This is a genomic window from Pseudomonas sp. SBT1-2 (genome assembly GCF_028640875.1).
Classification (GTDB): Bacteria; Pseudomonadota; Gammaproteobacteria; order Pseudomonadales; family Pseudomonadaceae; genus Aquipseudomonas; species Aquipseudomonas chlororaphis_I.
The window spans coordinates 28,420-41,459 of record NZ_JAQZAA010000056.1 but is presented as its reverse complement, the minus strand read 5'-3'; the positions used below and the strand labels follow the sequence as shown (position 1 = coordinate 41,459).

The window sequence follows — 13,040 nt, the reverse complement described above, 5'->3', positions numbered from 1 at the left end:
CAAAGGCCTAGATGGAGTTCGTACGTGCTGGCGCAAGCTCTCGCGTATATACGAAAAATGAAGAAGGAGCTTTTCCTATGAACATCACGACTGCGGGGCGAGGGCTGAACTTCGAGCGGACGCTTCCAATTTCCCTAGTTCACAAGCCGTCGAACGATTCGGTTTTGCTTACGGACTATGTGGTTCAATCCCATCTTGAGACATTGCTCGGCGCCCAGGTCGCAAGAGGGCATGGTCTGTATCAGGAGAACATCCTCGAGGTTGCGGGTTACGACATTGCTGCGCTTGTAGAGATCTGCCGGCAAGCTTGCTTCGCCATTGCGCACAATCAGTTCGATCTTTCGCTGAAGGAAAACCGGTACCAGTTCCTGTTCCGCGAGCTGGAGGCCAACATCACCCCTTCGGCCCTTGAGATCGAGCATCCCCGTGGTCATCCGATAAGAGTTGTCGTAGCGAGTACCGTGGAAAAAGTACTCCGATCAGACAAGCGTACCTCAGGGTTGACGTGGCGTTTTGAGCTCAGCGATCCAAAGGGAATGGAAATTGCGCTCATCCGAATTCGTCAGAACTTCGTGGATCGGGAGCAATGGAAACGAATTCGCGAGGCAATGTGCCGCCAACGCGGGGTGGTGTTCCAAGGTGCCATCGAGATCCCGCCTGAGAGCGAACTACTTCCCTCCGACGTCGGACGTTGGAATCCACAAAACTTGGCCCTGATCGGTGTGACCAGCATAGGCAATCGCTACGAAGCAGTTGCCCGAATCGATCCCCGCCATCCCATCCTGTTCGATCGCCCCACTGCTGATCACATATTCGCGATGATACAGCTGGAAGCCAGTCGACAACTTTCGGTCTATTCAGCGGCGAAGTCGCTCAACGTTAACCCGTTCAAGCTGAAGGTCATTCGCTGCGATGCACTTTTTCAGTCGATGGGTGAACTCAACACTCCCACGATACTGCACGCCGAGCTCTCGACCAACAGAGGTGGCAGATCCGGTGCTCGTGTAGATATTCAGATCATGCAAGGTGAGCGATCAGTCTCAACGTTTCAAGTTGAAATTCTCGAAATTGGCACCTGAATCCCGTGCGTTTGGCCCGATGGAGTGCGCGCCAGTCATTTGTATAGCGAATCTGCATAACAAACATCTATGAAAGGAATCTGAACATGAAATCTATCGACATCAAAACGCTCATGGAATTTCTGAAGAACTCGGGTGAGCAAGATGAATCCTCTCAGGTATCGATCACAGAAGAACACGCCGATTTCCGGTTCGATGAGCTTGGGTTTGACTCTCTTGCACTCCTCAATGTCGTGGAGCATCTGAAGCAGAAGCATGGTCTCGATATTGGCTATGACATTGCAGTAACTGCTGAAACGCCTCAAGCGCTACTGCGCATTATCCAGGGCGGCTTGTTTATGGATGTAGCGAGATAGCCTTCATCTGCGGCAACGAATCTCATTCTTGGGCAGCCCATCAAATTGATACGGCGACAGTTACAGGCGAGAGCCGGCAACTGTTCGATGATTAAACGCACTCAATATTTAATGAGGTACATATGTGCGGAATAGCAGGCTGGGTAGACTATCAACAGGACTTGGAACAAAACCTTCCTACAGTACGCGCGATGACGCACACGCTGACGAATCGCGGACCTGACGCGGAGGGGCTATGGCACAGTAGGCATGTAGTGTTTGGTCATCGCCGCCTTGCCATTATCGACCTCGAAGGTGGCCGTCAGCCGATGGAAGCTGCTACCGACGCGAACAATAGTGCAGCAATCACATTCTGCGGTGAAATCTACAACCATGTTGAGTTACGCCAAGAACTGAAGTGCCTTGGCCATCACTTTCAAACACGCAGCGATACGGAGGTTCTTCTTAAGGCATTCCTGCAATGGGGTGTGGAAATGGTCAGTCGCCTCAATGGGATGTTTGCCTTTGCCATCTGGGACCGCCGGCAGGATGAACTGATCCTGGTTCGCGACCGAGTAGGGATAAAGCCGCTCTACTACTACCCCACGCAGCATGGAATCATCTTCGGTTCCGAACCGAAGGCCATCCTAGTCAATCCCTCCGTACCTAGGCGCGTATCGCTCCAAGGCCTGCGGGAAATGCTCGATATGGTCAAAACGCCAGAGGCGTCGATCTACGATGGCATGTACGAGGTTCGACCTGGCCAAGTCATACGCTTCAACCGCCAGGGACTGGTGAAGTCTACTTACTGGAAGCTTGAGGCACATCCGCATACTGACGACTACGAGACTACGGTACAGCAGGTTCGCAGCCTACTTCAGGACTCGGTGCGAATGCAGATGGTGGCGGACGTACCTATCTGCACTCTACTTTCAGGAGGCCTTGACTCTTCCACAGTCACGGCAATGGTGGCCAAGGAACTGGGCTCCGACGTGATTCGATCTTTTTCCGTCGACTTCACGAAAAACCAACAACAGTTCGAGGTGGATTCGGTACGTGGCTCTCCGGACGCGCCGTTCGCGCGCGCACTATCGGAGCATGTGGGTTCGGTCCACACCGAGATCCTCCTAAATAGCCAAGAGCTCCTGGATACATCAGTACGCGCGAGTGTTCTGCGGGCGACTGATATGCCACCAACCTACTGGGGCGATATGTGGCCATCGCTCTATCTGCTATTTCGTGAGATCCGGCGCCATTCGACGGTCGCCCTATCCGGTGAGGCCGCAGACGAGATCTTTGGCGGCTACCAATGGTTCCGAAATCCTGCGGCGCTACAGGCCGATACATTCCCCTGGTTGACGTCCGGCTCTTCGCGCTACTTTGGTGGCACCCAACTCCTGTCTCCAGATCTCCTCAGACAACTCGACCAGGAGACGTATCGAAAGGATACTTATCATGATGCACTGCGCGAAGTTCCCGTGCTTCCGGGGGAGGCGCCCCAGGACAAGCGCATGCGGGAAATCACGTATCTCAATCTCACACGATTCCTGCAAACGCTCCTTGACCGCAAAGATCGGATGAGTATGGCTGTTGGTCTTGAAGTGCGCGTTCCATTCTGCGACCACCGGCTGATTGAATATGTGTTCAATGCGCCTTGGCAGATGAAGGTTGCCGACGGGCGCGAAAAGAGCCTGCTGCGCGCAGCGGCTAAAAACCTTCTCCCTGACTCAATTATGACACGCGTCAAATCCCCCTATCCCGCGACGCAGGACCCAGCCTACGAGGCCGGGCTGCGTCGTGAGCTTCAGGAGGTTCTAGCAGATCCGAACAGTCCCGTGTATCCGCTTCTTAACGTGTCAAAGGCTCAAGAACTGCTCAAGCGCGTGGGCTCAGCGAAAAGCCAACCGTACAACCGCGGCGGGCTTGAGGTAGCCCTTTGGATGAACCGTTGGCTGACGGAATACAAAGTCGATTTAGCCCTGTGAAGTAGGCATCGGGTGCCTTCGCTGGTGCCTGCGGGATCAAGATACCAACTTCAAGCTGCTGTCGCCGCTTGACGATTCGTCATTGGAATGGAGTGAAATGATGACTGCTGCAAACTCAGAATTAATCGAACCTCGCATCGTTGTTATCGATCCGAGTATTCCCAAGGAGCAAGTTGACGCCCAGATCCTCGCCACGCGCAAGTTCGACACATTCTGGGCCAATGGGGATGAGTCACTAGCTCTTGCAGTGTTGTCCCCCGACTATAGAGATCAAACTTTGCCTCCAGGTCGCCCAACTGGGCCGGATGGAGTATTGCGTGCCGCAAAGGCGATCCATACCGCGATACCGGACTTGCAATGCGAGATAGACCAGCTACTTGTCATTGGTGACCGGGTCGCGACCTATCTGATATTCACCGGGCATTTCACGGGGACCTTTCGGGGAGTGCAGGGAGGTGGGCAGCCGGTCAATTACATTTCGATGGATATCTATCGCTTCTCCAATGGCTTGATCTTTGAGAGCTGGCATCTGGAAGACAACCTCACCCTCTACTCCCAACTCGGCATCATCAACTCCTGAGAAACCTTGAGATTCCTGGCGGTAAACGCGCGGGAGTTTCGAATCCAGTTAGCCTATACGAGGTAGACGCGCCCGCCATCTGCTGGTTCGACGGTGGGCGACAATCGTCCAAATTCAAAGGTAATCAAGAGCGTCATGACTGAAGAAATCTGTGCAGTACCCGTCGAAGAAAAAGGGGCCGATCGCCTGCCGCTCTTGGCGCTGCTTGCGCTAGCCGCATCGTGCTTCGTCACGATCCTTACGGAAACGCTACCGGCTGGCCTTCTCCTGCCGATAAGTGCAGACCTTGGAATCTCGGAGGCCATGGCGGGGCAACTGGTAACCGCATACGCCATAGGCTCTCTCATCGCAGCCATACCTTTGAGCATCGCCACACGTGCTTGGGGTCGACGCCCTTTGCTGATGCTCACAATCGCGCTCTTTGCGGTGATCAACCTGATCACGGCAATTTCCGACAACTACGCGCTGACGCTCATAGTCCGCTTCCTCGCTGGTATGAGTGCTGGGTTGCTATGGAGTATCATCGCAGGCTATGCCGCCCGGATGGTCGCTCCTGAACTCAAAGGGCGCGCCATCGCAGTAGCAATGGTTGGAACGCCCATCGCATTGTCCCTTGGCCTGCCTGCAAGCACATTCCTCGGGCAACTGCTGGGTTGGCGGGCTGTTTTTGTTCTGATGTCCGCTGCAAGTGTCCTGCTTTTGATCTGGATTCGCTGGCGCATGCCAAACTTGCCTGGGCAGGATGCCAGGACGAAGCTCACCCTGCGTCGGGTCTTCGTACTTCCCGGCATGAGGCCGATACTTCTAACTCTCTTCACATTCGTCCTCGCTCATAACATCCTATACACCTACATTGCGCCAATGGTGGTTCCGTCCGGACTTACTGATGATCTGAGCGGCGTGTTGCTGGTTTTTGGCCTTGCGTCGCTGGCCAGTATCGGATTCGTCGGCAGCCAAGTGGATAGGCGTTTGCGGCAACTAACTCTAGCCAGCATCACACTATTCGTTTTCGCTGTAATTGGCCTCGCGGTTGGGATAGATCTAGCGCCAGTTATCTATGTCGGCGTTGCTGCATGGGGGCTTGGTTATGGCGGTTCGGCAACCCTCTTTCAGACTGCGACAGCTCATACGGCAGGGGCGGATATCGATGTCGCCCAGTCCATGACTGTGGTTGCTTGGAACCTCTCAATTGCCGGTGGCGGCATCCTTGGAGGCGTGCTCCTGTCTGTTGGGCTTGACGCTTTGCCTATGGCTACGATTCCGCTTCTGATGGTTGCTCTCGTTACGGTATGGAGCGCGTCGAAGAGCGGGTTCAACTGAGATTGTGAATAGATTAGTCGTCAAGGCCAAGTTCTGCTGGATCCTATCGGCCTCACTGCTATAGATGACAGATACGTCTGACAGGTAAACAACCGCCCCATCAGCTTGTCAGTACGGATGGAGCGGTTGCTCGAGACCGAGGAATCAGCGCATGGCCTGGTTGATGACCGAAAGGTCGTTACAAACTCGCCAGTGGGTAGTCGATGGTCAACCGTGTTTCATCGACGTCGCGGTCCAGGTAGTCATGATTACCACGGTGCCACGCTTGCGATGTGCGCAATGACAACCCGGCCAATGGGCCATCTTTGATGCGGTAGGCAAGACCCAGGTCGGTTTCCCAGTGTCGCCCGTCCCGGCCATATAAGCCCGTGTAGATGCTGCTGGCGGCTGTCTTGCTCCCATCACTGCCATAGCCCCGAGCATGCAGGCCATAGAGGCTGAGTCCATTGAAGCCAACGCCTGTGAGGTCAAGATCGTAGCGCAATTGCCAGGAGCGTTCGCCGGGCCCGTTGAAGTCCGAGTAGCCCACGGAGTTGGCCAGGGCCATGGACGCGCTGGAGCGTCCGTCGCCGAACGCCATGTAGTCGAAGGGCTGGTCCCCACGCACGTGCTGGAAGGCTGCGGTTACGCTGTGGAAATCGCGGTCATAGGCCAGGGCCAGGGATGCGGCAACGTTGTTGATTCCTCCAAAGCCACGCGACCCTGTGTCCAGGGTCCTATATGCATTCACGTCCACGCGCAGCGCTTCTTTGGGCGTTAAGGGCAGTTTGTAGCTCGCCCCCAGGTAGTACTGGCGCCAAACGTCCTCGAACCGCGAACTGTAGGCGCTCAAAGAGAGGCCATCAGTAGCCTTCCAGACTCCGCCCAGGTAGTCCACCGAATCGACTTCGGCCGAGCGCTTCCCGAGCTTGCCGTACACGGTTGTGATCTTGCCATGTACTTTGGATTCGCTCGGGCCAGCGGCTGCCGTGAAGTGTCCGCCTTCTACCCGGAGGTCATCCGTAATGACGCTCCCGATGTGCATCCCATAGGCCATGCCGATCAAGGTGCGATTGCTGACGGCTGCGAACACCGGGGCCGAGGTGGTCATTTGGCCGTATTTAAGCTGCGTCCCGCCGGCTCGCATTTTCAGCGCGCCGCCGAACTTGCCATAGTGCGAGTCCGGGTGGCCGTCGCCACCCACGGGCAAGTTGCCCGTTCCCGTGCGACCACCGCCACTGTCCAGTTGCAGCCCCATCATCGCGTGGGCGTCCAGACCGAAGCCGACAGTGCCTTGCGTGTAGCCGGACACAAGCCAGCCGGTCAGGCCCTGAGTAAGCTCTTCGCGGTATCCGTTGCGCGCATCTCTGGGCTTGCCCCGATTGCGGCCGGCATTGTTGCTTTGGTCGCGGTAGTCGCGATTGAAATAGTAGGTACGTGTTTTCAACGACACTTCACTGTCTTCCAGGAACCCTCCTTCCTGTGGGGCTGCAAACGCAAGATCAGACAGGCTGCCCGCTAAGACTCCGACGCGAAACACATGTTTGAGGTTATTCATTTTATTAGAGCCCTCTGTGTTGGCTGAACGCTAGTTCGACGATGTGCCGAGGACTCAGTATCGAGATTCGATTTCCGCCCGCTTGTGTTTGTCTGCCAGGTCGGCATGACCCTGGCAGGCGTAGGCAAGATTGCCCGGCGAGGAAAACGGACAGTGTGTCCAGTGGCTGCGAAGGGCAGTCATTGGGCGGGCCTGAAGGTCCATGACTCGACTGAGAGGAAGACTGTCTATGAATACGTTCCCCCGTTCGCTGCTGTTGGGCCTGTTCCTGCTGCCGGCGTGGGTGGTGCACGCCGATACCGCCATCACGCCATATGTGCTGAAGGAGCCGCTGCAACTAGCGGACTACCTCCCGCCACCACCAGGGGCGGACTCTGCCGTGGCCCGCGCCGACCTCAAGGCAGTTCTCGATGTGCAGAAGAACCGTACCCAGGAGCAGACGACCCGGGTACAGGCGCATGATCAATGGGAAGACAACATCTTTCCCTTCGCCCGAGACATTTTTGGCGAAGCTTTCGATAAGGAGCAATTGCCCCTGACGCGCCAGTTTTTCCAGCGTGTGCAAGAGAACCTTGTCCAGGTGCTGATGCCGGCGAAAAAGCACTTTGCGAGACCGCGCCCCTATGAGTTGGAGCCTGCTGTCAAACCAGTCCTGCCGCCCCCGGAAGGCGATTCCTACCCAAGCGGCCATGCCATGGACAGCTACTTGAATGCGACCCTACTCAGCATCGCCGTGCCCGAAAAGCATGACGAACTGTTTGCCCGGGCCAGGGCCCACGCAGACAGCCGCGTCCTTGCCGGCGTGCACTACCCGAGTGACCTGCAAGGTGGACAGGTCGCTGCCGCAGCACTGGTTGGCGCCTTGCTGGCCGAACCACGGGTAGCCGCCGATTTTGCAGCAGTTCGGCTGGAAGTCCGCAAAGCACTCATGCTTAGGCAGTGATAGGAAAACACAGGAGGACTAGGCGCGCTCAGCAAGGAACCTCGCTCAGGCCAGAAATAGCGCTCGCTGCCACGCAGGAGCCTCTGGTCGCGCCTAGATCGCATTTCATTCACTGCATCCCCGGGGCAATCCCACAAACCTCTCGCATCGGCTTCCTCTATCTATAGAGTTGTTCTCCCGACAATCCGGGGATCTTCAGATTCGGATTGTTGGCGGCCGGCGGCAGGCCACTTCACGACACTTAGCGAAACTTACCTTCCCTGGTATCGCCATCGTGAATACTCGCCTTCCGTACCATTGCCTAATCAGTGAATACGCGGACCTCCATCGGAGGTCGCAATGATGGCCTGGCCCAAACGCGCTCAACAGCCGACAGTACCTCCTTCAGAGTCGGCGCCGACCAATGCCTGGAGCCGGCATGTCCAGGCTTTGACCGCTGCGGGTATTCAAGAACCAGGCAGTCCCACCTACCTGCGGCCCAAGGGCCCCACCCTGGCCGACGAACAGGCCCTCTACGACGTTGCCCCATCTTTCGTCGATATGCTGCCCTGGGTGGAATACCTGACGCAGTCGCAGAGTCTGCTACTGGAGGATGGCGCCTCGGTCGCAGCCTTCTTCGAGCTCACACCGGTGGGTACAGAGGGTCGCGAGCTGCACTGGCTCTCTCAGGTGCGCGACAGCCTGGAGAACGCGCTGCAAGACTCCTTTGATGAGCTCGACGACAACCCCTGGGTCGTACAGCTCTATGCGCAGGACGAAACCAGCTGGGACAGCTACCTGAACACGCTGCACGGCTATATCCAGCCACGCGCACAGGCCTCGGACTTCAGTGCCTTCTACGAACGCTTCTTCGCCCACCACCTGCGTGCAATCGCCGCCCCCGGGGGATTGTTCGAGGACAACACGGTCACGCGACTGCCTTGGCGCGGTCAGCAACGCCGGGTACGCCTGGTGGTCTACCGCCGCTCGCCTGCGACCACGGCGCGGCGCGGGCAATCACCCGAGCACGCGCTGACGGTGATCTGCGATCGGCTGCTCGGTGGGCTGGCCAACGCTGGCGTGCGAACGCAGCGCATGACGGCAGCCCACGTGCACGACTGGTTACTGCGCTGGTTCAACCCCAACCCCACGATGCTGGGCCCGACGGCGGATGACCGCGAACGCTTCTATGCGCTGACTGCCTATCCCGATACGACTGAGCCCGGCGAGCTCGAATTGGCCAGCGGCACCGATTTCGCGCAACGCCTGTTCTTTGATCAGCCACGCTCTGACGTTGAGAACGGCGTATGGCGTTTCGACGACATGCCGCACCGGGTCATGACCGTGGACCGGCTCCGCATGCCGCCGGGCATCGGACATATCACAGGGGAGACGCGCAAAGGCGATGCGGTCAACGCGCTGTTCGACCAAATGCCGGAGGACACCGTGATGTGTCTCACGCTGGTCGCAACGCCACAGGATGTGCTTGAGGCCCACCTGAACCACCTGAGCAAGAAGGCGGTCGGAGAGACGCTGGCCTCGGAGCAGACACGCCAGGACGTGCACGAAGCTCGAAGCATCATCGGCAGCTCGCACAAGCTCTACCGCGGCGCGCTGGCGTTTTACCTGCGCGGACGCGATCTGGACGAGCTCGACGCGCGCGGTCTGCAGTTGGCGAACGTGATGCTCAACGCTGGGCTGCAGCCGGTACGGGAAGAAGACGAAGTGGCTCCGCTGGACAGCTACCTGCGCTGGCTCCCCTGCATGTTCGATCCGGCCAAGGACAAGCGCCAATGGTATACACAGCTGATGTTCGCCCAGCACGCGGCCAACCTGGCCCCGGTCTGGGGACGCAGCCAGGGCACCGGCCATCCCGGCATCACGATGTTCAACCGTGGCGGCGGCGCCATCACCTTCGATCCGTTGAATCGGCTGGATCGACAAATGAACGCCCACCTGTTCCTGTTTGGCCCGACTGGTTCAGGCAAGTCTGCCACCCTCAACAATCTGCTCAACCAGGTCACCGCCGTGTACCGGCCGCGGCTGTTCATCGTCGAGGCCGGCAACAGCTTCGGGCTCTACGGCGATTTCGCCGCGCGCCTGGGTCTCACCGTTCACAGGGTGAAGCTGTCGCCGGGTTCCGGGGTCAGCCTTGCGCCCTTTGCGGACGCCTGGCGCTTGGTGGACACCCCGAGCAAGGTCCAGACACTGGATGCCGACGCCCTGGACGAAGAAGAGGATGAGCCGAACGTAGAGGCCGAAGGCGACGAGCAGCGCGACGTACTGGGTGAGCTTGAGATCACTGCGCGCCTGATGATCACCGGTGGTGAGGACCGTGAAGAAGCGCGAATGACCCGCGCCGACCGTAGCCTGATCCGCCAGTGCATCATCGAGGCAGCCAGGCGATGCGTGGCCGACAAACGCACCGTGCTCACCCGCGACGTGCGCGACGCCCTGCGCGAACGCGGCCGCGATGCCTCGCTGCCTGAGTCCCGGCGCACGCGCCTGCTGGAAATGGCCGACGCCATGGACATGTTCACCCAGGGGGTGGACGGCGAGATGTTTGACCGTGACGGCACGCCCTGGCCCGAGGCGGACATCACCATTGTCGACCTGGCCACTTTCGCTCGCGAGGGCTACAGCGCGCAACTGTCCATTGCCTACATCTCGCTGATCAACGCGGTGAACAACATCGCCGAGCGCGATCAGTTCTTGGGCCGACCGATCATTAACGTCACGGACGAAGGACACATCATCACCAAGAACCCGCTGCTCGCCCCCTACATCGTGAAAATCACAAAGATGTGGCGCAAGCTCGGTGCCTGGTTCTGGCTTGCCACACAGAACCTGGACGACCTTCCGAAGGCCGCGGAACCTATGTTGAACATGATCGAGTGGTGGATCTGCCTAAGCATGCCGCCGGACGAGGTGGAGAAAATCGCGCGCTTCCGCGAGCTGAATGCTTCGCAGAAGGCGCTGATGCTCAGCGCCCGCAAGGAGGCAGGGAAGTTCACGGAAGGTGTGATCCTGTCGAAATCGATGGAAGTGCTCTTTCGTGCAGTGCCCCCGAGCTTGTACCTGGCAATGGCCATGACCGAGCCGGAAGAGAAGGCCGAGCGGTTCCGGCTGATGCAGGAGCACGGCATCAGCGAACTGGATGCCGCGTTCAGGGTCGCGGAGGCGATCGATCAGACTCGGGGGATCGCTCCCCTGGCGCTGAACATCTGACAGGGAGCCATCCAAATGCCCCGATATCTGTTCATTCCTCGTCGTCGGCGGGGCTTGCTCGCCATGCTGAGCTTTACACTGCTCGCGGCCGTAGGTGGGGCTGTTCTGCTGAGCAACAGCCCTCAACAGGACAGCTCCCCCGCTCCACCCACTACCGCCATCTCTGGCCCTCCATGGCTGTATGGCAGCAGTACAGCCCGGTTCACCCTGGTGGTCTACGCCGACTTCGAGTGCCCGTACTGCCAGGCCTACATCCCGCAGCTGATGCGCTGGGTCAAGTCGAATCCCGATGTGGCCTTGCAATGGCACCACCTGCCGTTGGCCGCTCATGAGCCGGCAGCTTCAAGGGAGGCCCAACTGGCCGAGTGTTTTGCGGAGACCGGAAGCGCGCCGATGTTCTGGGAAGCAGTCGAATGGATCTACGGACACACGCGGGGAAACGGCCAGGGCGTGGCGGAATCGAGCTCCCCGCCCGGCCTCAGCACTGCAACGCAGGCGTGTATGAAAAGCGAGCAAGCAGCAGCAATCGTACGCACCCAGACCGAAGAAGCCACTGCTGCGGGCATCACCGCCACACCCACTCTGCGACTACTCGACGGAGAGACCGGGCGCACGCTCAAACTAGAGGGCGCAGTCGATGATGACGTGCTTCTCTCCGCCCTGGACTGGCTATCCAGTGTCCCTATTGTGAACGACGAAGAGAGCACTCCACTCCGAATGCCCGTCGAGGATGTCAGCGACACGACCAGGTAGCCAACTACTGATCCTGCCCTCGGAACTACCACGCTTTTCTTGGCCCCCAAGCATATCTCTACTATTTCTCTCCGTCGCGAGAGTCGAACACCATCCTGCGAGCCCAGTAGAAGCTGATCATCTCATCAGTCAACGTGGGAGTGGCGCGTATTCGATCTCAACTACTGGCGGCAATGGGCTAAGCCGCACTGCACAGAGCTCGAGTCAGTATGCTGCCATTGATCGAATGGCAGTACACATGCTGCGTTGGCGCGCTTCGAAGGTAAGGAACGGTACTCTCGATTGTCGCTTGAGCAGAAGTCAGGGGAAACTGTCGGCACCGTAGCTAACTCAACTTGGCTTGCCCCATGTTCAGAAGCTAATGGGTGACGAAACACGCGCCGACGCAATCCTTCATTTCAATGAATCCGTCCTCAAAGGAGAGTGGCTCCAACGGAATATGCATGCCTACTTGCCAAACGCCGACACGGCGATTCGATCCAATTACCCAGAGTGCTACATTGATCGACGATCACTGACACTGAAAGCCGTATGCTTTAGGTATCTGACGCACCGGAATTGTTGGTCTGGTAAGGATCACAGCCGTCGTCATTCTCGACCCTAGTCATGAAGGAGCCAACAATGGACCTCGCAACACTCTCTCTGTTTGTGCTAGCAGTGTCAGCCGTTACGGTCATTCCCGGCCCAACTATGCTGCTCGCACTGAACAATGGAGCCCAAGGTGGCAAGCGGATAGCGGTCTGCGGAATCGCCGGGGCAGCGTTGTCCGATCTGATCCTGATCGGCGCAGTGGGCTGCGGCCTTGGCGCACTCTTGCTCGCCTCGGAACAGCTTTTCACTCTGGTCAAATGGGCCGGTGCAGCGTACCTGCTGTATCTGGCCTGGCTCCTGTGGCGAGCACCTGTTGGGCGGATTCAGACCAACACGCCAACAAGTGTTCCTCTCTCCGGTCGATCTGCTTTTTTACGTTCATTGTTCGTTGCTCTTTCCAACCCTAAGGGACTGCTGTTCTTCTCGGCATTTCTTCCTCAGTTCATTCATCCTGAAGGGGATATCGCGATTCAGTACGCCACCTTGGCACTGGTGACAGCAGTGATAGACATCGCACTGATGAGTGTGTACGCGTTAGGCGGCCATCATGCGATGCGGATTCTCTCCGGGAAAGCCATGCGCTGGTTGAACCGAGGATGCGCCGGTCTTCTCGCAGGGCTGGGCGTAGCGTTGAGCCTGTATCGACGCAGCACCATCAGCTAGACCTCATCTTTCTCCCACTCAGCCTGGCTATTGGAAAAGGTGAGTCA

The 13,040-nt window shown here is 58.0% G+C and carries 10 protein-coding genes; 9 read left to right on the top strand and 1 reads right to left on the bottom strand.

Annotated features, from left to right (window positions below; all coding sequences use genetic code 11):
* Positions 1-77 precede the first annotated feature (77 nt).
* The 5 genes from PVZ78_RS07170 (at position 78) to PVZ78_RS07150 (ending at position 5,299) form a co-directional block, all read left to right on the top strand.
* Positions 78-1,079, top strand: a complete 1,002-nt coding sequence (locus PVZ78_RS07170) for an AfsA-related hotdog domain-containing protein (RefSeq protein WP_273828470.1) — start codon at positions 78-80, stop codon at positions 1,077-1,079.
* An 86-nt stretch (positions 1,080-1,165) separates the two neighbouring features.
* Positions 1,166-1,435: a phosphopantetheine-binding protein gene (locus PVZ78_RS07165; protein ID WP_273828469.1), complete on the top strand. Its 270-nt coding sequence runs from the start codon at positions 1,166-1,168 to the stop codon at positions 1,433-1,435.
* Between the two features lie 122 nt (positions 1,436-1,557).
* Entirely contained in the window at positions 1,558-3,399 is a 1,842-nt protein-coding gene (gene asnB, locus PVZ78_RS07160; RefSeq protein ID WP_273828468.1) for an asparagine synthase (glutamine-hydrolyzing), read from the top strand.
* Positions 3,400-3,499: 100 nt separating this feature from the next.
* The gene (locus tag PVZ78_RS07155; protein WP_273828467.1) at positions 3,500-3,979 is read left to right on the top strand and encodes an ester cyclase; all 480 of its coding nucleotides are present in this window, start codon (positions 3,500-3,502) and stop codon (positions 3,977-3,979) included.
* Between the two features lie 135 nt (positions 3,980-4,114).
* Positions 4,115-5,299, top strand: a complete 1,185-nt coding sequence (locus tag PVZ78_RS07150) for an MFS transporter (protein WP_273828466.1) — start codon at positions 4,115-4,117, stop codon at positions 5,297-5,299.
* 178 nt (positions 5,300-5,477) lie between these two features.
* Here PVZ78_RS07150 and PVZ78_RS07145 read toward each other — a convergent pair whose 3' ends face one another.
* Entirely contained in the window at positions 5,478-6,836 is a 1,359-nt protein-coding gene (locus PVZ78_RS07145; RefSeq protein ID WP_273828465.1) for an OprD family outer membrane porin, read from the bottom strand.
* Positions 6,837-7,065: 229 nt separating this feature from the next.
* Here PVZ78_RS07145 and PVZ78_RS07140 point away from each other — a divergent pair, with 229 nt between their 5' ends.
* From PVZ78_RS07140 to PVZ78_RS07125, 4 genes are all read left to right on the top strand, one after another.
* A complete protein-coding gene (locus PVZ78_RS07140; protein ID WP_273828464.1) occupies positions 7,066-7,779 on the top strand; it encodes an acid phosphatase in 714 nt (237 codons plus the stop codon).
* A 342-nt stretch (positions 7,780-8,121) separates the two neighbouring features.
* Positions 8,122-10,986, top strand: coding sequence for a conjugative transfer ATPase (locus tag PVZ78_RS07135; RefSeq protein ID WP_273828497.1), 2,865 nt, complete (start codon positions 8,122-8,124; stop codon positions 10,984-10,986).
* Between the two features lie 15 nt (positions 10,987-11,001).
* Complete coding sequence (locus tag PVZ78_RS07130; protein ID WP_273828463.1) at positions 11,002-11,739, top strand: DsbA family protein; 738 nt, start codon at positions 11,002-11,004, stop codon at positions 11,737-11,739.
* A gap of 621 nt (positions 11,740-12,360) precedes the next feature.
* Positions 12,361-12,993, top strand: a complete 633-nt coding sequence (locus PVZ78_RS07125) for a LysE family translocator (RefSeq protein ID WP_273828462.1) — start codon at positions 12,361-12,363, stop codon at positions 12,991-12,993.
* The last annotated feature ends 47 nt before the right edge of the window (positions 12,994-13,040 follow it).

Coding starts and splice junctions, on each gene's coding strand:
- PVZ78_RS07170 (WP_273828470.1), top strand. CDS start 78: ATGAACATCACGACTGCGGGGCGAGGGCTGAACTTCGAGCGGACGCTT.
- PVZ78_RS07165 (WP_273828469.1), top strand. CDS start 1,166: ATGAAATCTATCGACATCAAAACGCTCATGGAATTTCTGAAGAACTCG.
- asnB (WP_273828468.1), top strand. CDS start 1,558: ATGTGCGGAATAGCAGGCTGGGTAGACTATCAACAGGACTTGGAACAA.
- PVZ78_RS07155 (WP_273828467.1), top strand. CDS start 3,500: ATGACTGCTGCAAACTCAGAATTAATCGAACCTCGCATCGTTGTTATC.
- PVZ78_RS07150 (WP_273828466.1), top strand. CDS start 4,115: ATGACTGAAGAAATCTGTGCAGTACCCGTCGAAGAAAAAGGGGCCGAT.
- PVZ78_RS07145 (WP_273828465.1), bottom strand. CDS start 6,836: ATGAATAACCTCAAACATGTGTTTCGCGTCGGAGTCTTAGCGGGCAGC.
- PVZ78_RS07140 (WP_273828464.1), top strand. CDS start 7,066: ATGAATACGTTCCCCCGTTCGCTGCTGTTGGGCCTGTTCCTGCTGCCG.
- PVZ78_RS07135 (WP_273828497.1), top strand. CDS start 8,122: ATGGCCTGGCCCAAACGCGCTCAACAGCCGACAGTACCTCCTTCAGAG.
- PVZ78_RS07130 (WP_273828463.1), top strand. CDS start 11,002: ATGCCCCGATATCTGTTCATTCCTCGTCGTCGGCGGGGCTTGCTCGCC.
- PVZ78_RS07125 (WP_273828462.1), top strand. CDS start 12,361: ATGGACCTCGCAACACTCTCTCTGTTTGTGCTAGCAGTGTCAGCCGTT.